The organism is Chryseosolibacter histidinae, assembly GCF_018598225.1.
GTDB lineage: Bacteria > Bacteroidota > Bacteroidia > Cytophagales > Cyclobacteriaceae > Chryseosolibacter > Chryseosolibacter histidini.
This window is the reverse complement of sequence record NZ_JAHESF010000058.1, coordinates 11,474-33,679: the sequence shown is the minus strand read 5'-3', so window position 1 is coordinate 33,679 and position 22,206 is coordinate 11,474. Positions and strand designations below refer to the sequence as shown.

Annotated in this window: 21 protein-coding genes and 1 tRNA gene; 6 read left to right on the top strand and 16 right to left on the bottom strand. The window is 49.8% G+C overall.

Translation table 11 applies throughout. The features are described 5' to 3' along the window. Positions 1 to 483: 483 nt before the first annotated feature. The 9 genes from KK083_RS29945 to KK083_RS29905 form a co-directional block, all read right to left on the bottom strand. Positions 484 to 1,002: a DUF2480 family protein gene (locus tag KK083_RS29945; protein ID WP_254169837.1), complete on the bottom strand. Its 519-nt coding sequence runs from the start codon at positions 1,000 to 1,002 to the stop codon at positions 484 to 486. A gap of 21 nt (positions 1,003 to 1,023) precedes the next feature. Beyond that, on the bottom strand, positions 1,024 to 1,710 hold the full coding sequence (gene tsaB, locus KK083_RS29940; RefSeq protein ID WP_254169836.1) for a tRNA (adenosine(37)-N6)-threonylcarbamoyltransferase complex dimerization subunit type 1 TsaB: 687 nt from the start codon (positions 1,708 to 1,710) through the stop codon (positions 1,024 to 1,026). After that, positions 1,701 to 3,359, bottom strand: a complete 1,659-nt coding sequence (locus KK083_RS29935) for a S41 family peptidase (RefSeq protein WP_254169835.1) — start codon at positions 3,357 to 3,359, stop codon at positions 1,701 to 1,703. The genes tsaB and KK083_RS29935 overlap by 10 nt, the downstream gene beginning before the upstream one ends. Next, the gene (gene rnpA, locus KK083_RS29930; protein ID WP_254169834.1) at positions 3,343 to 3,705 is read right to left on the bottom strand and encodes a ribonuclease P protein component; all 363 of its coding nucleotides are present in this window, start codon (positions 3,703 to 3,705) and stop codon (positions 3,343 to 3,345) included. Before rnpA ends, KK083_RS29935 begins: the two co-directional genes overlap by 17 nt. 122 nt (positions 3,706 to 3,827) lie before the next feature. Beyond that, the gene (rpmH, locus tag KK083_RS29925) at positions 3,828 to 3,989 is read right to left on the bottom strand and encodes a 50S ribosomal protein L34 (protein ID WP_254169833.1); all 162 of its coding nucleotides are present in this window, start codon (positions 3,987 to 3,989) and stop codon (positions 3,828 to 3,830) included. Between the two features lie 228 nt (positions 3,990 to 4,217). Continuing rightward, on the bottom strand, positions 4,218 to 5,216 hold the full coding sequence (locus tag KK083_RS29920; protein WP_254169832.1) for an adenosine kinase: 999 nt from the start codon (positions 5,214 to 5,216) through the stop codon (positions 4,218 to 4,220). Between the two features lie 65 nt (positions 5,217 to 5,281). Next, the gene (locus KK083_RS29915) at positions 5,282 to 6,208 is read right to left on the bottom strand and encodes a glycerophosphodiester phosphodiesterase (protein WP_254169831.1); all 927 of its coding nucleotides are present in this window, start codon (positions 6,206 to 6,208) and stop codon (positions 5,282 to 5,284) included. A 245-nt stretch (positions 6,209 to 6,453) separates the two neighbouring features. Beyond that, on the bottom strand, positions 6,454 to 9,243 hold the full coding sequence (locus KK083_RS29910) for an outer membrane beta-barrel family protein (RefSeq protein WP_254169830.1): 2,790 nt from the start codon (positions 9,241 to 9,243) through the stop codon (positions 6,454 to 6,456). Positions 9,244 to 9,401: 158 nt separating this feature from the next. Then, the gene (locus tag KK083_RS29905; RefSeq protein ID WP_254169829.1) at positions 9,402 to 10,139 is read right to left on the bottom strand and encodes a GLPGLI family protein; all 738 of its coding nucleotides are present in this window, start codon (positions 10,137 to 10,139) and stop codon (positions 9,402 to 9,404) included. A 258-nt stretch (positions 10,140 to 10,397) separates the two neighbouring features. Between KK083_RS29905 and KK083_RS29900 the strand changes: the two genes are divergently transcribed. Both KK083_RS29900 and KK083_RS29895 read left to right on the top strand, forming a co-directional pair. Beyond that, positions 10,398 to 11,873 (top strand): sensor histidine kinase, encoded by a 1,476-nt coding sequence (locus KK083_RS29900; RefSeq protein WP_254169828.1) that lies wholly within the window; start codon positions 10,398 to 10,400, stop codon positions 11,871 to 11,873. Positions 11,874 to 11,889: 16 nt separating this feature from the next. Then, positions 11,890 to 12,576: a response regulator transcription factor gene (locus KK083_RS29895; RefSeq protein ID WP_254169827.1), complete on the top strand. Its 687-nt coding sequence runs from the start codon at positions 11,890 to 11,892 to the stop codon at positions 12,574 to 12,576. On the opposite strand, the gene KK083_RS29890 is transcribed toward KK083_RS29895, so the two are convergent. Both KK083_RS29890 and KK083_RS29885 read right to left on the bottom strand, forming a co-directional pair. Further along, a complete protein-coding gene (locus KK083_RS29890; RefSeq protein WP_254169826.1) occupies positions 12,577 to 12,990 on the bottom strand; it encodes a PAS domain S-box protein in 414 nt (137 codons plus the stop codon). A 169-nt stretch (positions 12,991 to 13,159) separates the two neighbouring features. Continuing rightward, positions 13,160 to 13,234: transfer RNA gene (locus KK083_RS29885), tRNA-Val, on the bottom strand. A gap of 119 nt (positions 13,235 to 13,353) precedes the next feature. On the opposite strand from KK083_RS29885, the gene KK083_RS29880 reads away from it, so the two are divergent. Continuing rightward, entirely contained in the window at positions 13,354 to 13,848 is a 495-nt protein-coding gene (locus KK083_RS29880; protein WP_254169825.1) for a cupin domain-containing protein, read from the top strand. A 3-nt stretch (positions 13,849 to 13,851) separates the two neighbouring features. Here the strand turns inward: KK083_RS29880 and KK083_RS29875 are convergent, their stop codons facing one another. Further along, entirely contained in the window at positions 13,852 to 14,229 is a 378-nt protein-coding gene (locus tag KK083_RS29875; protein WP_254169824.1) for a DoxX family membrane protein, read from the bottom strand. A gap of 88 nt (positions 14,230 to 14,317) precedes the next feature. Between KK083_RS29875 and KK083_RS29870 the strand changes: the two genes are divergently transcribed. Together KK083_RS29870 and KK083_RS29865 are read left to right on the top strand one after the other, a co-directional pair. Next, a complete protein-coding gene (locus KK083_RS29870) occupies positions 14,318 to 14,692 on the top strand; it encodes a winged helix-turn-helix transcriptional regulator (RefSeq protein ID WP_254169823.1) in 375 nt (124 codons plus the stop codon). 59 nt (positions 14,693 to 14,751) lie between these two features. Continuing rightward, positions 14,752 to 15,405 (top strand): carboxypeptidase-like regulatory domain-containing protein, encoded by a 654-nt coding sequence (locus KK083_RS29865; RefSeq protein WP_254169822.1) that lies wholly within the window; start codon positions 14,752 to 14,754, stop codon positions 15,403 to 15,405. A 1-nt stretch (position 15,406) separates the two neighbouring features. Here the strand turns inward: KK083_RS29865 and KK083_RS29860 are convergent, their stop codons facing one another. From KK083_RS29860 to KK083_RS29845, 4 genes are read right to left on the bottom strand one after another with little or no spacing between them, the layout of a single operon-like run. Continuing rightward, a complete protein-coding gene (locus tag KK083_RS29860) occupies positions 15,407 to 16,150 on the bottom strand; it encodes an NYN domain-containing protein (RefSeq protein ID WP_254169821.1) in 744 nt (247 codons plus the stop codon). A 54-nt stretch (positions 16,151 to 16,204) separates the two neighbouring features. Next, the gene (locus tag KK083_RS29855; protein WP_254169820.1) at positions 16,205 to 16,645 is read right to left on the bottom strand and encodes a nuclear transport factor 2 family protein; all 441 of its coding nucleotides are present in this window, start codon (positions 16,643 to 16,645) and stop codon (positions 16,205 to 16,207) included. A gap of 31 nt (positions 16,646 to 16,676) precedes the next feature. Beyond that, a complete protein-coding gene (locus tag KK083_RS29850) occupies positions 16,677 to 17,597 on the bottom strand; it encodes a DUF4249 domain-containing protein (protein WP_254169819.1) in 921 nt (306 codons plus the stop codon). 4 nt (positions 17,598 to 17,601) lie between these two features. Beyond that, positions 17,602 to 19,875 carry a TonB-dependent receptor gene (locus KK083_RS29845; RefSeq protein WP_254169818.1) on the bottom strand — a complete coding sequence of 758 codons (2,274 nt, stop codon included), beginning with the start codon at positions 19,873 to 19,875 and terminating at the stop codon, positions 17,602 to 17,604. A gap of 365 nt (positions 19,876 to 20,240) precedes the next feature. Between KK083_RS29845 and KK083_RS29840 the strand changes: the two genes are divergently transcribed. Beyond that, positions 20,241 to 22,133, top strand: coding sequence for a sensor histidine kinase (locus tag KK083_RS29840; protein ID WP_254169817.1), 1,893 nt, complete (start codon positions 20,241 to 20,243; stop codon positions 22,131 to 22,133). Positions 22,134 to 22,206: the final 73 nt, after the last annotated feature.

Sequence of the window (22,206 nt, the reverse complement as noted above, 5' to 3'; positions counted from 1 at the left end):
TGTTTGATACCTTTTTTCCGAATAGACCTCTATCGATCTATTCTCATGGCTCCCGATTTTTCTTGTGTCCTGTCTCAGTCTCGCGACTGAAACTTTCCTTTCAGAATTTGACTCATAAACACCTCTCAGTATTCATGGGTCCGCTATCAATTATCATCCATTCAAAGAACGTTTGATTCGCTCCGGAAACCCGGTTAAAATCATAGTGGTTTTTCAACCTAGTCTTTCAAGAAACTGACGCTTATTCTCTGCGTCTCTTGGAGAGAAACCCTTCCGGTTTCTGCTCTTATTTCCGATTTGGGAGTGCAAAGGTAAGTGATCGTTTTATTCTTTGCAACTTTCAGTCGGCTTTTTTAATTCTCAGTAAGTTTTTTTGATTTCTTTCCCTCTCCGTCCAAAAGGGTCACAAATGTATAAACGGATTGAGACGACGCAAATAAAAGATTGAAATAATTATCCACAATTTAGATCAGCGTACGCCGATCAGGCCTTCGGTTTTTTGTACACAGGAACTGTACTGCAAGGTTCACCGAACATAATGCTTGATGCACAGGGCATTAGCAAACGTGTTGCTTCCACATAAACAGCAGCAGGAACATTTACTTTGCTGCATCCCTTCACAACAATTTTTTTATCGCTGAATTGCTGCCAGTCGATCTTCGAAAGCTGCTCGAAAAAAATTTTCGTTTCCAGATCTTCCAGTGTGCCAAATACTATTGTCTTCGCGAAAGGTTGAAGCGCAGAAGTGAGAAGCATATACGCCCAATTCGGAATAATTGCATCGGCAGAACACGTGATGGCCACAAATTTATTTTTGTACTGCGACCAGTCCGTTGCGCGAATAAAATTTCTGAAATCTTTTTCTCTCAGGATCAATCCCTGGAACAGCTGGTCGGAAATATCTATTAAAACCCGCTCACCCGGCTGATAATATTCTTCGAGGTCGAACGTAACCAATGAACTGCTGGCAACACGGTTGACTATTTCTTTCTCGGTTTCCATGGAAGAATCTTTACAGCTGTTTTAAAAAACTGACCCTGCTTTTTTGGCAACAAAATCTTTCAAATAAAAAGGTGTAAAAGCCACCAGGTCTTCAAACTCCTTTTTCTCAAATTTTTCAGAGGCCATCCTGCCAAGCATGGAGGCTTCAGGACGGATGTGGTCCACAAAAACGGCATTGCTGTGTGTGATCACTGCGCTGCACTTGGCCGCACCGTCGCCAAAGAAGAACATCTCATGATCTTTTAAAAGTTCACTGAAGCTTGTCTCGTCGACCACTTTCGCCTCCACGGCCTGCACTATATTGAGCCCGCTATCCATTACCTGGCAGTATACTTCCATTCTTTTGGCGTCGATCATGGGGCAAAGCAATCCCTTTTTTCCATCGTGCTGCTCCAGGAAACTAACTGCCAGCACATCGAGTGTATTGACTGCTATCAGGGGAATGTTGTAGGCGTAGCAGATGCCCTTGGCGGTTGAGGTTCCGATGCGGAGCCCTGTGTACGAGCCCGGGCCGGCAGACACGGCCACCGCGTTGAGCTGACGGATGTGAAATCCACTTTCTTTAAAAACGTCATGGATCAGCGAGGCAAGCTTCGACGCGTGCGCCTGAGGCTCGTTGACCTCCAACGTGGAGACCAGTGCTTTTTCATGATGCAAGGCTACGGCACAGCTGGAAGCCGACGTTTCAAGGCTTAGGATCAATGCCATTCCTGTGGCTCAAGTGTTTTCTTGTAGAGAAGCGGGTCGTTCAAAACTTTTTTCGCTTCCTGGATCTCGCGGTCGCGTGCTATAGAGACCTCAGCCTGTCCCTGCGTGAGGGCGTAATGAAAGGCGATCTGTTCTTCCAGCATATCGGCGATCTCGGCTTTGAAGCGGAGCAGGTCGTGCGATTTGTTGGCCTCGATCTTATTTCTCAGGCTATTGAGCTCTGCTTCGAGCTCGGGGTAAAATTTCTCTTTGCGCGCGGCATCCACCAGCTCTTTGGTGCTTCTTTCAAGCTGGGTGGTGTACTGGAATTTCTGTGCCTTCACCCAATCGGCAAATTGCTGATACTGTGCGTCGGTCAGCTTGAACGTTTTCAGGTCAGGCTGCGTAGGATTGGCTGCACAAAATTCAGAGGCATATTCGAAGATGAGGCCGCTGTTGGCAAGGGCTTCGGCCACGGGACCGAGCAGATCGTTCTGAATTTCAACATCAGGATCGAGGCCGGCGCCGTTGAATACTTTGCGGCCATTCTTGGTCTTGAATTCCATCTTCAGTGAGTCTGCAAACTTCTCCACGGTGCCGTCTTCCTTGCGGTGGGCGTAATCGAGGGCCTGGATGCAACGGCCACTGGGGATATAATATTTGGCGGTAGTTACTTTCAGCTGCGCATTGTAAGAAAGCGGCCGCGTGGTTTGCACCAATCCTTTTCCAAAAGTTTTTTCACCCACCAGCACAGCCCTGTCATAATCCTGCAAGGCGCCGGCTACGATCTCTGAAGCAGAGGCGCTTCCACCGCTGGTGAGCACCACCATGGGGATCTCTGTATCGAGTGGATTATTCAGTGTGTTATACTTCTTGTTCCATTCCTCCACCTTACCTTTTGTAGACACTACTTCCATGCCTTTGGGTATGAAGAGGCTCACAATGTTCACGGCTTCGTGAAGCAGCCCGCCCGGATTATCCCGCAGGTCGAGAATGATCTTCTTGGCACCTTTTTCTTTCAGCTCCGTGAGTGCATCGGCCACTTCGCGTGAAGCGCCCGGTGTAAAATCGTCAAGCTTGATGTATCCGATCTCGGGATCGACGAGGTTGTAATAGGGTACGTTGCTGATGCTAATCTTCTCACGTTTGATCTTAAAAGTGAGGTCTTCTTTGTTGCCCCGGCGTTTTACGGTGATCTCCACTTCCGATCTTGGCTGGCCTTTCAGCATGGCGCTGATATCGGTGGTGGATTTTCCCTGCATGTTCTTACCGTTCACGGAGATGATCTCATCGCCCACCCTGATGCCAGACTTGAAAGCGGGAAAGCTTCGGTAAGGATGAGTGACCACAGTCTTTTTGTTAACCACGCCAATGAGCGCGCCAATGCCGCCGTACTGGCCGGTGGTGGTGATCCGGAACGATTCGATCTCGCTTTCGGGGATATAGTCGGTATACGGATCGAGCGACTGGAGCATTCCGTCGATACCTTTGCGGATAAGCTTTTGCGGATCTACATCGTCAACATAGTAAGCGTTGACTTCTTTAAAAAGGGTGGTAAAAATGTCGAGGCTCTTAGCGATGTCGAAATACTTTTCAACAGGCTGACGGAAGGCAACGGTTACAACAGTCAACAGGGCCAGTAATACAGGCCATTTAAATCTTCTCCACATGATCAAAACGGTTAAACGTCTTAATTAATCGTTCCTGAATTTGTGCAAAGGTTAGGATTTCTTTTGCACTATAAATATAAGCAATCACCAACTTTTTCGAAGCGGGCATGGCGGCCTTATTTTGCCTGAAGGCCTCTCTCATCCTTCGTTTTATAAGGTTTCGGTCTACCGCTCTCTTGAAATTTCTCCTGGAAACAGAAAACAATACCTGATGAAACGGAGGATCTCCCTCAGGATTGTGCATGACAAAAACTTTGAAGGGAAAAAAATAAAAAGAGGAACCCCCGGTAAAGAGTTCCTGTATAAGCTTTTCTTTATTAAGTCTTTCTTCCTTGCGGAGCCTCACAAACAGGATTTTAGAATTGAAGGATTGACAGGATAATGTCGAACGAAATTACCCTGATTCTGCAAAAAAACCTGAGGCAAGTAAGAAATGAAGACTTTCTGTGGTCAGGCCACAGTCAGATCTTATCTGTGCTTTAAAGTTCTTTCGTCAGAAACCGTCAGTTTCTTTCTGCCTTTTCTTCTGCGTGAAGCCAATACCCGGCGGCCGTTAGCCGTAGCCATTCTTTCACGGAATCCGTGCTTGTTTTTTCTCTTTCTCTTGGAAGGTTGAAAGGTACGTTTCATAACAATATGAGTTTACCCTTAAAAATTAAGGGCTGCAAAGATGACCAGGATTTCCCTTATTTACAACCAGGATTTACAGGATTTTCGGGATTATGACCAGGATTTGCCAGATTCACATGATTTTACAGGATTAAATGCCGATTTCCAGACAGAATTTGAGGATTTAACGACCTTTAAAAAAATCCTGCAAATCAAGGCAATCCTATAAATCCTGGTCTAAATCCTGATCTACGCTATTAGATCTCCGAGTACTTGTTTTACCTGTTGGGGTTCGAGCCGGGGCCCGAACTGGGCTACTACCCGTGACGAGGCCAGTGACGCCAGCTTGCCCGCTTCGGCGTAGCTGTGGCCGTGGGTGATACCATATAAAAAGGCACCAGAGAACATATCACCCGCCCCGTTGGTATCCAGGGCCCTCACTTTGTAGGGCTCGATGCTGATGAACGTATCGCCGTCATAGATCAGTGCGCCATTGGCCCCCAGGGTGATGGCAAAATGTTTGGCCACCCCTTTGAGCTTTTCGCGCGCGTCCTGGAGGGTACTGGTGCCGGTATAGATCATGGCTTCTTCTTCGTTACAGAAGAGCATGTCAACGCTGGCGCCTACGATCTCTTCCATCTGCTTGGAGAAGTACCTCACCATGCTGGGATCGGAAAATGTAAGCGTGGTTCTCACGTTATTGCGCTCGGCAATCTTTTTGGCTTCCTTCATGGCCTCGAGTCCGTTGGGACTTGTTACAAGGTACCCTTCAAGGTAGAGGTACGATGAATTCTTGATGGCCTCTTCGTCGAGGTGCTGCGGCGACAGGTTAGAGCTGATGCCCAGAAAAGTGTTCAGGGTGCGCTCGGCATCGGGGGTTGTCATCACCAGGCATTTGCCCGTGATACCCGAAGGACAGTTCTCATATCTGAGATTGGTATCCACACCGTTGCGCCGGAGGTCTTCCAGAAAAAATTTACCCAGGTCGTCATTGGCCACGAGGCATGAGTAAAAGCTGTGGCCCCCGAACTGGCTTACGCCGATCATCGAGTTGGCAGCAGAACCTCCGCTGGCCATGCGGCTCCGTTTCATATCGATAGCCTTCATGAGCTGATCCTGGCGTTTTTCATCCACCAGGGTCATCACACCTTTTTCGATCTGGTTCTTGGTAAAAAAGTCGATATCAACTTCCGTTACTATATCTACTATCGCGTTACCAACGCCGTATACGTCGTATTTTTTAGTCATGGAACCTGCCAATTTTCACCGCAAGGATAGGGAAAAGTTTAAAGTTTGAAGTTTAAAGTCTGAAATTAGTTTTTGGGGCGTTTGATGCCGAGGCCAAGCTGGGCGGCCTTGTTAGGGTAATCGGTGATCAATCCATCCACACCCATGTGCCGCATCTTTTTGATGTCGTCGGTTTCGTTCACCGTCCAGGGAATGACCCTGACCTTGTGCTGGTGCAGGTACTGAACATCCTCAGCGGAGATCAATTTAAAATAGGGGCTGTATACGGAAGGTGTGAAGCCCAGCTGCTCGAGGTTGCTTGACACTGTTTTGGTGTTCTCCACCAGCGCTGCCAGCCGCACTGCGGGGTATTTCTCATGCCAGTATTTCAGCACGCGAAAATCAAACGATTGGATCACCACCCGCTCCCACGGCAGGTATTGATCGATCAGGTTATACGCCAGGTCAGAGAATTCCTGAGGTGAAGGATGGAATTTGTTGTCGCCCTCTGGAGAGCTTTTGATCTCGATGTTATAGTCAACCTCGTATTGTGTACGGTTCCTGATGTGATCTTCCACGGCTGCAATAACGTCTGACAGCAGCGGCTTGTAAACCTTCATTTTTTGCTGCTCCGGAAATTTTGGGTTCCCACGCGAGCCACAATCGAACTGCTTTACTTCATCATACGACATCTGAAAGATGTTGAATTTTTTTTCCTCACGCGCTGTGACAGGTGTGCCGTCGGGTTCAGAACAAATAGCGGCAGACATCCACGGCTCATGCGAAACAACGAGCTGTTTGTCTTTGGTCACGGCCAGGTCCAGCTCGAGTGTAGTAACGCCGGTATCGAGCGCAACAAGGAATGCCGGAATGGTATTCTCAGGCTTCAACCCGCGGGCACCACGATGGCCCTGCAGATCAAACTTGGGAATATAAATGGGTTTGGAAGGAGTTTGTGCATTCACCTGGATGAAGATGGCGGAAATAAGGAAGATAGTAAAGGAGAATTTCATGAGGCGAAGATAGTCCTCGTTCGGGAGGGGAGCAAGGAGCTAGAAGCCGGAAGTCAGGAGCAAGGAGTCAGGAGGGTACGGCGTGAGATTCATCGTACCGGTGTCTTAAGAAAGTGACTGCGGGATGCCATGGAAGATGCTTGCTGGCCATTTCCTGGCTGGTTAACCTAAACCTACGAGCAGCACACTTACCGTTAACACCACCATTCTGGCTCCTGACTCCTGGCTTCTGACTTCTTTTTTAATTAAGGCCTCATAATCCTGATCATTCCACCACCCCTTCTCATCCCCATGGGATTCAGCTGCTTGTTGAGGGCGTAGGTGAAGCTGAGCATAAAATATCTGCCCAGTGAGTTGGTGGTTTGGCGTTCGAGGTAATTGATGCTTGCCGTTTGGCTGATGCCCAGTGCTTTGTCGAGCAGGTTGTTCACCGCAAGCTTCAGCTCGCCGGCCTTGTTCTTCAACACGAACCTTGAAACGGAGAGGTTCAGCAACGGTATGGCCTGGCTGAAGTTTGTGCTACGGTTCTCGTACTCGAGGTACTCGAAGCTGGTGCTCACCTGGTAATTTTTCAGAAGCGTAAGGTTAGACTCCGCCGTATAGGTGCTATTGATGAACGTCTGATCCGGCTGGTTGAACTCATAGCTGGTGAGCTGATGATCGAGGTCTGCGCTCAGGCTCAGGTCGAAGATGTCGTTGTACCGGTAGTTATAACGAAGGTTTCCGCCCAGCGTCTTCTGGTGAATGGTATTGGCAGCTTCGTTGAGCAGGTTGATGCTCCGCTGATTCCTGTAATCGCCCCCCAGGCTAAAGCGACTCTTGAGCTTTTGAATGGGGAAGCTGAAGTTGGCATTTCCACTTACGCTCATGCTGTTGTCTACGTTCACCGGCGTTGTGGTGCGCACCAGGTTGCTATCGATATTTTGTGCGTTGGTGATGGCGTTGGTAGTGTAGTCCACATTCACAAAGGTGAAGAAGCTGATGAACGTTGCCGGATCAAAGGTGGTGAAGTTCAATCGCCAGCTTTGAGAATAGGTGGGCCGTAGCTGGGGGTTGCCCACATAGAGGTTCAGGGGATCGCTATTGTCGATCACAGGCTGCAGCTGCTGGATGGTTGGCTCCTGAACGGAGGTTTCGTAGTCGAAGCGCAGGTGCCGCGTGTTGGAAAAATCATAGTTGAACCGCACGGCGGGAAGCACATTCTGGTACGACCTGTCGATCTTAACATCCCTGGTAATGAGGTCGCCTTCCAGATACGTGCGCTGAACACTTCCACCAACCACTACGTTGTATTTGCTTTTGTTCATCCTGAAGTTAAGTCCCGCGCGGTGATACTGGTAGTCGCTGGTATAGCTGTTGCTGAGATTCTCATTGAAGACAGACTGGTCTGCATTCACATCGTATACAGTTTTGCGCACGTCGTTCAGGTTCTGCCTGAAGTTATAATTGGCTTCGAGGTATTTGCGCCCTCCCAATGGCTCTGTGTAAGAGAATGTTCCACTGTAACTTTTGTAATCTGTGGTCTGCAGGCTGGTTTGTTTCAGGATCTCCTCCCTTGGATCATCACCATAGAAATTGTTCACGGCATCGAGCAGCCCCTCGCGTTCGTTCTGGCTGACGCCCAATTGCAGGTTGGTTGAAAAGGTTCTACCCTTCTTTCTGAACTTATGACGCCACAGCAGCGTGGAGTTCAGCGTAGTGTTGTCGCCGGTAGAAAGTGTGAGCCGTTGACTTTCGTTCTGCACAACATTGCCAGGCGTGATGTTCTCGCTGGTGCTGGTGGTCTCTGCATCGGTCTGGTTATACGTGACGTTGCCCGTCAGCTTCAGCGAATTGGCTGAATCGAGCTGATGATCGAGCGTAAAGTTGGCGCGGTGGTTCGAGTTCGAGTTGCGCTGCCGGCTGTTCTGGTTGAAAGTAAAATTGCCATCGGGTAAAAAATTCTGCCGAAGCGTGGTCTGATCCTTGGCATGATCGAGATAATTATAGAAGTAATTTCCGTTCAATTCTGTTTTTTTATTGAACTCGTTGTTCAGGTTAACACCTCCGGCATAGTTGGTCATGATGCCGTTGGCCCTTCCGCCCAGGTTCAGCGGAACACTATTGTTATTGTTGTCGCTGCTGATCTGCATCCTCACAGGGCCTCCCGCAGCCATCTGTTGTGAACCTCCCGTGAAATTCATGTAGTCGTCCATGGAGAAACCCTGCTCGTTGACGTTGTTGCCCATGCCGAGAAACGACAGCTGCCTTCCCTTGCTGAAGCGATTGAGGTTTGCACGTACCTGGAAACGGTCATCGGTTCCGGCGCCAGCCATCAGTGTACCGAACGCGCCATTCCGCTTTTCAGGTTTCAGCGAAAGGTTGATGGTCTTCTCACGCTGTCCATCGTCGATACCGGAGAACACGGCCTGGTCTGATTTTTTGTCATACACCTGCACTTTATCCACTACGTCGGCAGGAAGGTTTCTTGTGGCAAGCTTGGGATCGGAGCCGAAGAAGTTCTTCCCATCCACCATCACACGCCTCACCTGCTCGCCCTGCGCGGTGATCTTTCCATCGCTGTCTACTTCCACACCCGGCAGTTTCTTCAACAGGTCTTCCACTACGGCGTTCTGTTTCGTTTTGAACGAACCTGCGTTGAACTCGATGGTATCCTGCTTGACGGTTACGGGTGCTCTTTCGCCTGCGATCTCCACCGCTTCCAGCTCGCTGCTCGCAGATTGCATCCTGATCCTGCCAAGGTCAATAACGGTACCGTTATCAGGTGTGCTGATCTTTTTTGTGTAGGGCCTGAAGCCGAGGAAGGTAACTTTAAAAAGATGCTCGCCAGGACTCACATTCCTGATCAAAAAGTTTCCCTGCGCATCACCGGCGCCGAAATTCACCAGCGACGAATCTTTGGGGTTGAGCAGAAGCACTGTGGCCGAGGGCAACGGCGCATTGAGCGTATCGGTGAGCTGGCCTTTGATGGTGAATTTCTGGGCAGTAGCTACCATGCTCACTGCTGTAAACAGAATGAGTAAGAATTTTTTCATCAGTATCTAGATTCTTAACAGTTGTTACGCGGATGTTTTCCCGGTTCCCGCAGATCGCGCTGCTGGGATGACCTTCGGAATTCGCCGAATCAGCAGAGAATATTTCTACGTTTATCTGCGCGATCAGCGGGAACCATGACTTTGCGTGTAAGGTTGTTTTAATTGCGGATGATCACATTGGCGCCTTCGGCACGACGGCGTTCCATTTGTTCGCTGACTTTTTTGCGAAACTCCTCCTGCGTGATCTTCGTGCCGTCAGATGGTACTTTCAACTCGTTCTTCTTCAGCGCCCGCAGCGTGATGCTCTTCGCAGAGATGATCCTTTCCCCATCGTTGACATTCACTTCGAGCACCGCGCCAGGAAGTGTATTGAAACCCTCGGGACCGAGGAACGGCCGAAGCTTGTCAGTGTACCAGGCAACTACGTTCTGCTTGCGTTCTTCGTTATAGAACATCGCCTGCCGGCAGAGATATCCTTTCACTTCTTTGGTTTCACTGCCGAATTTCCAGGCCATGATCTTCAGAGAGTCTTCGATCAGGTATTTCTTTCCCATAAAATCCTGCTCCATCACTCTTCGCGAAGTGTTCTGATCAATGTATATAATGTTGTTGGGCCGCATGATCCGCATGCGCATGCCTCCACCACCCATATCGGCATCCTCATCCTCGTCTTCTTCAACGGGTTTGTATAACGACTCGCTGGCGTTGAAAAAAAGCTGATCCTGATTTGTTCTGAACTCAGGGATCATTGCCTTCATCTCCTCACGCTCTTTCGGCAGGGTGCGATGCAGGTTGACCTTTACTTCATAAATAATGTGGCCTTCGGTCTGGCCCAAAACAACCTGCGCTGCTGCCAGACACACCAGCACACCCAGGAGGATCAATATTCGTTTCATAGTAGATGAGATTTTCATTGGTTAAATGTTCCGGAGTAAATGTACGCTTAGGGATGTGCGGGGCGTGTTAATAGTTCTGAAAGGAATGTTAATTAACGTTAAAAGCGAACCCGTAATGTCAAAAAGGGCGTACTTTTGAGGTACGATTGCGAAGTACGATTTACGAGGTACGAAGTACGATTTAGTCGCTACGAACTGAGGCAGTGAAGAATGATGAGAAGTTAAGATCTGAATGAAAGTTAAATTGAAATGTGAAGGATGAGGTCTAAAAATTCAGTTACGGTTATTTTAATGGCGAGCAGCATTGTGTTGCTGCTGGTGCTGCAGGTGCTCTGGTTAAGAAGTACCTATCGCGATGCCGCCGAAAACTTCAGAAAGGAAACAACCGCGCTGTTCAGAACCACCATCTTTGCACTCCAGGATTCACTGATCCAGCGTAACCTGTTGCCTGTTCAGGGCGACTCCGTTTGGAAATATGAACATACATTTCCCAGGGGTCTCCATATCAAAGGGGCGGTAAGGATGAAAGAGAAACCTGGGTATGACAGTATCATCAATCAGATCCGGGTGACGGAGCGGGGCGCGAGGGTCGAAATATTTGCATCGGGGGCTGAGCGCGATTCAGTGGGGCGGATGCTCAGACCACTGGTGGCCAAGCTGGGCACAGACAAAGAGCCCAGGACGTTCATTCTGCGGCTCGATAGCGATACCCTCAAAGTAGACAGCATCGAAGTTTACTATAAAGAGGCCCTGGCCAACGCAGGCATCGCCGCGCCTTTTCAAGTGCACACCTTCAGACACGGTCCCGATGACAGGATAGACAAATTTTTCGGGCCGAAGCCTGCGCGGTTCACGTCAGATGCGGTGCGTCTTAATCCCGTGACGCGTTACGCAGTATCGTTCACAGGCATTGAAGGACTGCTGCTGAAAGAGATCACGCCGCAGATCCTGTTCTCCATTTTCCTGACGGTGCTTACCGTGGCGTCGTTCTACATCATGTACAAAAACCAGCGGGCACAACAGAGGCTGATGCAGATCAAAAACGATTTTATCAGCAATGTTACCCATGAGCTTAAAACACCGGTAGCTACCGTGAGCGTGGCCCTCGAAGCACTGAAAAATTTTCACGCCCTCGACAATCCCCAGCGCACAACCGAATACCTCGAGATCGCGCAAAGCGAACTGAACCGCCTCACCCTGATGACGGACAAGATCCTGAAGACGGCCGTGTATGAAGACCGTGGTGTGGAGCTCAAAACTGAAAAGATCGACCTCGACGCACTGGTGCAGCAGGTGCTCTCGTCGATGAAGCTCGTGTTCGAAAAACGAAAAACGCAGCTCACTTATCAGAAAGAAGGTACCGACTTCACCTTTGACGGCAGCCTGGCACACCTCACCAATGTGCTCTACAACCTGATCGACAATGCCCTGAAGTACACCGGCGATGGCGCGCTCATCAACATTTCGCTGGCCAACCGCTCAAAGAAACTTGTTTTGTCTGTTCGTGATAATGGCATCGGCATTTCACCTGAGTACCACAAAAAGATCTTCGAAAAATTTTTCAGGGTACCTGCCGGCGATGTTCATAACATCAAAGGTTACGGACTCGGGCTCAACTACGTGGCCCATGTGGTCAGAAGCCACCACGGTGAGATCACCGTAGACAGTGCCCCGGGCAAAGGGTCCTGTTTTGTGATAACGCTGCCGTTACCGGCCGAGCAAAATGCCGGATGATAAAACGATAAACGGGATGAAGACCAGAGTACTTTACGTGGAAGACGAGCCGTTCCTGGGAAGGATCGTTAAGGAAAGCCTTGAAAGCCGCGACTTCGAAGTGACGATGCTCAGTGACGGGCAGCAGGTGGCCGCCGCATTCGATAAAACAAAACCGGACATCTGTGTGCTCGACATCATGCTTCCCATCCGGGATGGTTACTCCATCGCCAAAGATATCCGTCAGGTAAATCCTTACGTGCCGATCATCTTTGTTACCGCCAAGGTGCAGACCGAAGACCTGCTGAAAGGATTCGAGTCGGGCGGCAATGATTATATCCGTAAGCCGTTCAGCATGGAGGAGCTCATTGTGCGCATCAACAACCTGCTCCAGCTTCGGCAGCAGCAAAAGAACACACCTGTGCAGGAATGCGTTACCATCGGGCGATACGAGTTCAACATGCTCAGGTACGAGCTGAAGACGGGCACACAGGTTCGAAAACTTTCGCATCGCGAAGCCAACCTGCTGGCTATCCTGTCTGAAAACCGGAACGGGACCACCAACAGAAAAGATATCCTCATGCGCCTGTGGGGCGACGACTCTTTTTTTAACTCCAGGAACCTGGACGTTTACATCACAAAATTACGTGACTACCTGAAAGAAGATCCTTCCATCGAGATCATCACCATAAAAGGGGTAGGTTATCATTTTGCCGTAGGATAGCTAGGCGCGTTTGGTCTTCCCAACTTCGCGGCGCAATTCCTTCCTGAGCGATTCCTTATGATCGATAGAACGGTAGGTGAGGGTGTAGTAGTTCTCGAACGGCCTGCCAGTGAGTTGTACCCAACTGTTATTGGCCAAGGGTGAATTGTAATTGATCTCCACGTATTTTCTGGCTACAACGCTCTGGATAGCGTTCTTAAACGGGCCGAAGTTCCAGTGCTCGGGAAAAACCTCTTCTATTTTCATTCCGATGAGGTCGGCGCGGTTCTTTTTGTAGAATTTTTCGGCCTTTTGATTGAGGTAGAGAAAGCAAAAATTGTAATCGATGGCAACAAAGGCATCCGCAGTATTGATAATGTTGGATAAAGAAGATTCAATTTCTTCGGCAAATATCCTAGAATCCGCAGGTTTCATTCCGGGTTGAAACAAGTTAAACAGTCGCGACTAAAACGTGGCGGACTTGTTACCGAAAAAAACTATGCCTGCTTGTTTGCTTGGAGGGACTGAGTGTTACATGATGATGAGCTCGATTGCAAACGGAAGCTCAACCAATGAACTGTCCGCAAATGGCCCGATGAAGTTGTGGGTAATACAGGATTCGAACCTGTGACCCCTACCTTGTCGAGGTAGTGCTCTAAACCAGCTGAGCTAATTACCCTTGATGATGCGCTGGAACGCTGGCGTGAATATAGAAATTCCCCGACATCTTTCTTAATGCGCCAGCACCTGCGGTTCTATTTTCTTAACTTTCGGGTGATCAAAAAATATCATCCGCTTATGCAGTCAGCGCAGTTCTGGATAGATCATTTACAGCTCAGGGCACATCCCGAAGGTGGCTTCTACAAGGAGACTTACAGGGCAAAGGGCAGGATCGCGTCGGCAGCGTTGCCCGCGAACTTCGGTGGCGACCGCCATTTTTCAACGGCCATCTATTTCCTGTTGCGCACACAAGACCGCTCTGTATTCCATCGCATCAAATCGGATGAGCTGTGGCATTACCATGCGGGTGATACGCTTACGATCTACGTGCTGCATGGCCACGCGCTCACGGTTCATAAGCTGGGTCCCCGGGTTGACAGAGGGGAATCGCTCCAGGTGATCATTCCCGCCAACTGCTGGTTTGGGGCCAAAGTAGAACAGCCTGCCAGCTACACACTGTCAGGCTGCACCGTGGCTCCAGGCTTCGACTTTCAGGACTTCGAGCTGGCCGAAAGAAAAACGCTCATGGCGGCGTTCCCCGGTTTTGAAGACATCATTGAAATGCTCACCTGAGATTTACCGTGCGGCGAGCACCGTCGCAAACTTGGCGCGGTATGCATAGGCCAGGAAAAGGTTGCCGAGCAATAGGATGACGGGAACAACCATGTTATCCGGCGCCAGCACACCATGAAACAACAGGATATTTACAGTGATGGGAAAGATCACAACCGTGGCGAGCGGCACGAACCTGCCCGTGAGGAAGGCCACGGCACAAAGAAACTCAACGCCTTTGACCAGGGGTAACAAATAACCGGAAGCCATCATGCCTGTGATAAAAAGCATTGCATTTTGCTCCAGCTTGGGTTGAGGCATGAGGTTGAAAACGAATCCGATCACCGATACCAGGAATAACAATCCCAGAACGATGCGCACAACAATAACAGCTATTTTCATGTTTTTCATTTTGTTTTTTTGAACTGAAAGCAAAATTGTGCGTTATTGGTATACAAAAGTTATCAGTATACTATCGGATACCGGTTACATGAAGGATACCATACACAGAATCGCCCCGCACAACAAAGAGGAATGTAAAAAGAGCTACCTGCCCATTCGCGATACACTTGACATTGTAGGAGGAAAATGGAAGCTGCAGATCACCCACGCGCTGACCGATGGGCCGCTTCGTTTCAAGGAGCTGCAGCGCGAGATCGGCGCTGTGACTGCGCGCATGCTCTCCAAAGAATTGAAGGACCTGGAGATGAATGAGCTCGTTAAACGCCAGGTACATGCCACCGCGCCCGTCACAGTAGAGTACAGCCTTACCGAATACGGCAAAACACTGAAGCCGGTGGTGCTGGCGCTCTATACCTGGGGCAACCGGCACCGGGAGCGGATCCTCAAAGGGAAGAAGAAATAATTTTTTGCCCACCGCATCGTTTATCAGATACTTTCAGACTGACCTATGGGATACCACGCGTGAAATATTTTATTCTTGTCTTTGCCATTTGCTTTGCAGGCGCAGTTCAGGCGCAGGAGATCATCAAAGGGATCGTAGTCGATTCTGCCACCTTCAGTCCGTTACCTTATGTCAGTGTACAGGTGAAAAACAAAAGCCGCGGTTCTACTACCGACACGCAAGGGAACTTCAGCGTGATGGCCACGCAACAGGATACGCTCATCTTTTCATTGCTCGGTTATGAAAGCCTTGAATATCCGCTGACGGACTACGAAGCCAGCGTGATCAGGATGGCCGAGCGCACTACGCTCCTTAAAACGATCACCATCGATGACACCCGTCTCGACAACCCCTATGAAGGATTGTTCGACGATCAGAACGCGGCGCGGCTGAAGGCCCGAATCCCGTTCTATTATTCCAAGGCCCGGAAAGACAAGATCAAAGCGGGGCGATGGCGCGATGAAAACCTCAGGGTACAAACTTATATCGATGTGGTGGTGAACAACCCCGAAACCAAGGCGGGGCTCATGAAAAGATTTTCACTCAGTGAAGACGAGTATTACACCATCCTGACAAAGTTCAATGAAACTCACTATAACGTGATGTACTACCTCACCGCCGCGGAGCTCACTTCTTTTCTCAACCGCTTTTTCGAAAGCCAGAAAGTGAAGTAACTTATTTCACCTTCACGTACACATGGCGTGTTCTGCCACTTTCGCTCTGGCGCTCGTCGGTCTCAATGCTGTCGATAGCTTTCATCAGGAGCAGAAGCTTTTTATATCCGTAGTTGCGTGGGTCGAAGTTGGGTTGCTTCTTGAGGATGAGCGTGCCCACCTCTCCGAGAAACGCCCAGCCACTTTCGTCGGCAAGGTCATTAATGCTGGTCTTGATCAGTTTGATCACACGTTTGTCGAGCTGTGCCGGGGATTCGTCAGCCTGTTTTTTTCTTTTCGATTCTGTTACACTGTCGTCTGCCGCCAGGATCTCGATGTAGATGAATTTGTCACACGCCGTGATAAAAGGCTCGGGTGTTTTTCGCTCGCCGATGCCGATCACTTTCATACCCGCCTCCCTCAGCCGTGTGGCCAGCCTTGTAAAATCGCTGTCGCTGGATACAATGCAAAACCCCTCTACCCTTCCGGAGTAAAGGATATCCATGGCATCGATGATCATGGCGGAGTCCGTGGCATTTTTGCCGGTGGTGTAGCTGTATTGCTGAATGGGAGTGATGGCATTCTGGAGCAGCACCGTCTTCCATCCCGAGGTGGTTGGTTTTGTCCAGTCGCCATAAATGCGTTTGAAAGTGGGTGTGCCGTACTTGGCGATCTCTTCCATCATGCCCTTCACATTGGAATAGGGAACATTATCAGCATCGATGAGAACAGCCAGCCGCAGGTCGCCGGTTTTGTCTAGGGCCATAAGTTTTTGAGGGTATTGCTGGTCATATTGTTTACTGGCTTTCGTTATCGCCGGTTATTTCAATTCTACGTTACCGTTAATATACTTCAAATTATATTTAAAGCCATCCAGTCGCCAGCCCAGGTCTGTGAGGCTTGCGTGGAGCTCATAGCTGCCGATGAATTCACGGGTTTTACCTTGCGTTGCGGCCTGCTTATAATGGCTGGCAATGGCGTAGCAAAAGATCGCTGCTTCGGTGTCGCTTTTAAAATCGACAATAAAATTTCCTGACTGATGGTGAACCTGGTCGATACCGGCAAAGCCATTGTTCCACATATCACAAATAACGGAGGCGCTGAGCGTTTTGGCTGGTCCGGCGCCTGCCGATGCCATGTCAAAAAGCACCTCCTCTTTAAACACCTCGCCCAGCAGCCGCTGCCACTGGCGTGAATCTGTATAAACAAACAGTTTGTTGGCGAGCTCGATCAGCTCTTCACGTTTACTTCTAAGTTCCATAAATTTTTTTTGATCCTTGACTGTGCCCCTGTTAGTCCCTGGGGCGTTCAAGCACAAAGAGACGTATATCGGGCACGTAAAGATTAAAAAACCCTTTGCCACCTTCAACATTTGAAGGATAATTTATCGGTTCACCCAAAAACTCAACCAGGCTGAAGCGGTTGTCGATGCGCAGCTTCATGAACCGGTAATACTCTTCGCTGATGTTTGAAAGTGAAACGGCAACGGTGTCGCCAGTCCTGTACTCATTAGGAAAAACCCTGAACTGCTCGTCAAATTCTCCACCATTGAAGGCCTCGTCGCTCACCAGCCTGGTGTAGGCCCAGGGGTTGATAAGATTATCGATCACATCTTCGCGTTCAACCTCCTGCACATTGATCATATACCAGTTCTGCACTATCGGATCTTTGAGCCCGTACGTAACCTGCGCCAGCGTATCGTTGTAACCGCTGTTATAAAGTTCTGCCCTGATAGTGCGGAAGCTTACCTGCGGCTTGGCAATGGTGGTGGCTTTCACCTCTCCCATCGTTTCACTGTTAACTTTCAACGTATAGTTCCGGCCCGGCTGAAAAGGAATGACCACGCCCCCATACAGGCCGTTGCCGAGAAACTCCAACGTGTCTTTTCTTCCTGCCCCGGTTACGGTGACAAGGGCGTCGTTCACGGCAATCTGGTCAAGCAACGCCTGAGGATCCGTTTCATCGCTGGCATCCAACGCGCCCAGGGTTCTGGTGAGCAGCACGGCCAGCGTTCGGTCCGGAACGATCTGCGAAGAAACCACGATCTGTGACTTGACCTCAGGAATGCCCCGTACCTCAAGCGGGTCAGGAATACAGGACGACACCGAGATCAGCACCAGCAGCCAATGACACGGCCAGGCACGCGAAAACACAAGACATCTTCTTATCCCAAACGGCTGCGCTACAGATCGATGGTATGTACCTGATTTCATGGAATCAAAGTTTAAAGCCATAGCTGACAAACGGAAGAAAACCGAAGAGACCAGGTTGCGTGTAGTGCAGCGAACCGTCTCTGCGTTGTTCGATCATGATGCCCACGGGACTGGCGCGGTTGTAAGCGTTGTAAGCGCCGGCAAACCATTCCCATTGGATTCTATGGCCCGGCTTGCTCATGAACTTGATGCCCACGTCGAGCCTGTGCGCATCGGCAAGTTTAACACCGTTGATCTTTGAATAAATAGGGATCAGGTCTACGCCGGTGAGTGTTGGCGCCAGCGTGGCATATTGCCCGATGACGGGTGTAAACCTCGAGCCCGAAATAAATTCCCATACAAAGGAGGCTGCCCAGCGCCTGGCAAAAGTGTATTGCCCCACGATAGCAGCGTTGTGCCGGCGGTCGTAACGTGCACGGAACCATTCACCGTTGTTGATGCCACCGAACTTACGCCACGACCACGACAAGGTGTAACTGATCCAGCCTGTGAATTTTCCAGACTCTTTGCGCAGCAGAAATTCCAGTCCGTAAGCCTGGCCCTTTCCCTGGATCAGCTTCGACTCGAAATCGGTATTGAAGAACAGGTTCGTACCTTCTTCGTATCCGATCAGGCTGTTCATCAGTTTGTAATAACCCTCCACGCTGATGAATACATCTTCAGATCTTACAAACCGCTGCCATGCCGCTGACACCTGGTGTGAGGTCTGTGGCTCGATGCGGCTCGTCACCGGATACCAGATATCGGTAGGCGTAGAGATAGCAGAGTTAGAGATGCGGTGCAGGTATTGCGACATGCGCGAGTAGCTCAGCTTGATAGCCCTGTCTTCTGCCAGTACATAACGCGCGGAGATGCGGGGCTCCGGCACGAAGTATTGCTTGTTATGAACAAGGGCCAACGATCCACGGAAACCGGCATTGAGTTTCCAGCGGTTTGTCAATGACCACTCCTGCTCGAGGTGGGCCGCAACCTCATGCGCAACCTTCCCTGATGTGGCCCGACTCTCCAGCAGCTCGGCGATGGAGCCCTGAGAATTGATGACGTTGGGACTGATGATATGCCTCGTCCACTCGAGACCAGCCTTGATGGTGGCCTTACGGCGAATGGAATCTGTCTGGAAGGTAAGCCGTGCGCCATAGTCTTCGATGTTCGACATGGCTGCAAGGCTGTTGTCATCGAAAGCATTCTGGATCTTGTACCGGTACTGGGTGCGCATCAGTGAAAGGTCGCCGGTCCACTGTTGTGCATTGTGACGCCAGTTCAACGACTGGCTGGCATTACCAGATGCATAAGAAGAAAGAAAACCGTGACCGTCATTGTTGCGGTCGCGAACAATATCAAGAATGTCCTCTCCGCTGTAGTGACTCACCTCAACATGGTCGGCAGGCGAAGGTTTGAAGATCAGCTTCCCGTTAAGGTCATAAAAGAAGTAGGGAAGCTCTTCTTTGATGGCTTTCACTACCTGGTCAATATACGTTCTGCGACCGGCTACCCAGAAGCTTGCCTTGTTCTTCACAATGGGCTGCTCAACATATAAACGTGAAGCGATCAGCCCGATATCTCCGGAGACATGGGTCTTATCAGGGATGTTTTGGTTGCTGGTCACGTTGAGGATCGATGACAAACGTCCGCCGTACTCGGCCGGGAATCCGCCATTGATAGACTCGACATTATCAAGCGCATCGGGGTTGAATACCGAGAGGAATCCAAAGAGGTGACTGGTGTTGTAGATGGGTGCGCCGTCAAGCAACACAAGGTTCTGGTCCGCTGCACCGCCGCGCACAAAAAGATCGGCGCTGCCTTCCACACCTTTTACAATGCCAGGAAGTAGCTGCAGCGTTTTAATAGGATCTGCTTCTCCAAGCAACACCGGTATGGCGTTGATGTCTTTCTGTGTAAGCGTGTTGGTACCGGTTCGGGTAGACTGTACAAGGTCCTCGTGTGAATAACGGTTTGCCACCACTGTCACTTCACGCAGCTGATTTATTTTTGGTGTGAGCACAAAAGTTACGGCGGTGTCGTGCGCAGCATGGAGAGATATCCACAGTGTGGAATAACCTGTATAGGAAATACCCATTTGTTTTGTCCCCCTTTTCAGGGTTGTTGAAAATTCGCCGTCTATTCCTGTTGATACAACAACACTGTCTGGCAGCATCACTATATTGGCTGAAGGAAGCCGCTCACCTTCACGGTCTTTCACCATGCCGCGAATGGCCACGGTCTGCGCCATTAACACCGCAGGACAAAACATGAACAATAGAGCGTAGAATCTTTTCACAAGAGTCCAGGGTTATGTTTAAAGAACACAGAAGAAATATATTTAGTGTTACTTTAGTCAAAAAAAGACGGTTGGCCAGCGTTGCGGGTGGATAGGGAACCACGGATAGATCTCAACAGCCTGTCATTCTCACTTCGCAAATCCACGATTCCTGACTTATTCCCTGCAAATTTCAAACCCGACGGCTCCGGTTTATTCAGATGAACAAGCCTCTTACAGGGAAGCGGTAAAATCCATGCCACGTGTATGGAATATTTACATTTTTCAGAATTTTTTTACTGCATTCTGCATGGCAAACAAAATATCAGGAGCGCATGGCTGGCTGGGAAATTTTTTCGACCTTACCACGTCTTTAATCGGCGTTAATGAAGGGAGTCCGGTTCCTTACGGCTTGTATCGCTATCACATTCTTTTGCTCTTCTGGCTTTGCACAAAAGGATCAGCCCGGCAATGAATTATCCCGCCTGACGTCGCGTGCTTACAGTGTTTATCTCAGCCATCCCGACACCGCCATCCTGTTAAGCAAAAAGGCATTGAACATGGCCGTAGAGCGTGGCGATGTCTACTATGAAGGCTACTCCTATTATGTATTATCCAAAGCGTACTGGGTGAAGGCAAACTTCAGGTTAAGCACTGAATATGGTTTTAAAGCGTTGAAGATCTTCGAAAACTCCCCACATAAAAAACAATGGTCTGAAAGTCTGCTGTCTGTGGCCCGCACTCTTGTGGAGCTTGGAAATTTCAGCAAGGCGCGCGAGCTGATGAACCAGTCGTTATTGCTTGGCATGCAGGAAAATGATAAACGTATGCTGGCAACAACGTACCGCGAGATGTCATTCATGCTGGCGGAGACAGGCCTGCTCGACTCTGCCTTGCAGTATGCGGATAAAGGCATCGCTTTGTTTGAAAGTACAGGCGACTCAACGAGCATCAGCATTTTGTTTGGAAGAAAGGCGCGGATCTATTTCGAGCAGAAAGATTTCAAACGAAGCAGAGAATATGCATTCAAGAGCCTGCAGCTGGATACGCTGGTAAAAAACCGGAGGGCTTTGGGCGTAACCTGTTTTCTGGCGGCGCAGAACGAGCACGTTCTCAAAAACATGACGCAAGCTGAGCGTCTGCTGAAAAGATCCATCAACATCAACCATGAGCTCGGCAACCTGACGTGGCTCATCAAAGGGCACGCCCTGATGGCCGAGCTTTGCCTCGAAACAAACCGGCACCAAGAAGCCATCCAGCACCTTCAGCTCGTCAGCCAGTATAAGGACAGCCTTTACAACGCTGAAAAAAGCGGACAGATCCAGGAAATGCAATCGCTCTATGAGCTTGAAGGAAAAGAGCACACCATCAAGCTCCTGGAAAGCGAGAACACCTTGCACCAGCAACAGGTACGAAGCCAGCGCTGGTTCCTGGCATTCCTGCTCGGTGGCATCTTGCTGCTAGTGGCCCTGATCTTTTTCCTTGTGCGACTGCGCAATATTCAGCAACAGGCCAACCGCGACCTTGCCACGAAGAATGTGGCCATCGAGCAACAGAAAGAAGAAATTCAGGCGCAGGCAGAAAAGCTTCAGCAATTGAACCAGCTTCAGACAAAATTGTTTTCTGTGATCAGCCATGACCTGCGCGGCCCGGTCTCGAACCTTCAGATCTTGCTGGAGCTGTTCACCAAACAGCTGATGACCACCGGTGAAATGATCACCGTTTCCAACAAGCTCAGGGCCAACCTGAATGTGACGCAACGAACGCTGGAGAACCTGCTGAACTGGGCACTCAGCCAGATGGAGGGTATCAAGACCGAGAAGTGCAAGATCGATATACGGTCATGCATCGACGAAGCCTGCAAGCTGATGGAAGAGAACGCGCACCGTAAAAGCATTACACTTCATAAAGAGATCTCCAGCGATCTGTCTGTATGGGCAGACCCCGACCAGGTGCAGCTGGTGTTGCGGAACCTGATCCAGAACGGAATCAAATTTTCAAAAATAGGCGACCACCTGGTGATCTCCACCTCAAAGCAGGAGCGCCATTGCTGCATTACCATTCAGGATACAGGCATTGGCATGTCGCTGGATGAGATCGAGACCGTGGTGGGATCGTCGGCACATTTTACGAAAGAAGGCACGCAGCAGGAAAAAGGAACAGGGCTTGGTCTCATGCTCTGCAAAGAATTCATTGAACGCAACGGTGGCACGTTCGGCATCCGCAGCAAACTTGGTGAGGGAACAGAAGTGTCGTTTACGTTACAGCTGGCGGATTAGTCCACGGACCACGGTCGACAGACCACGGCCGAGACTGCGATCTCACAGACCATCACAACAAGCAATTTTGCAG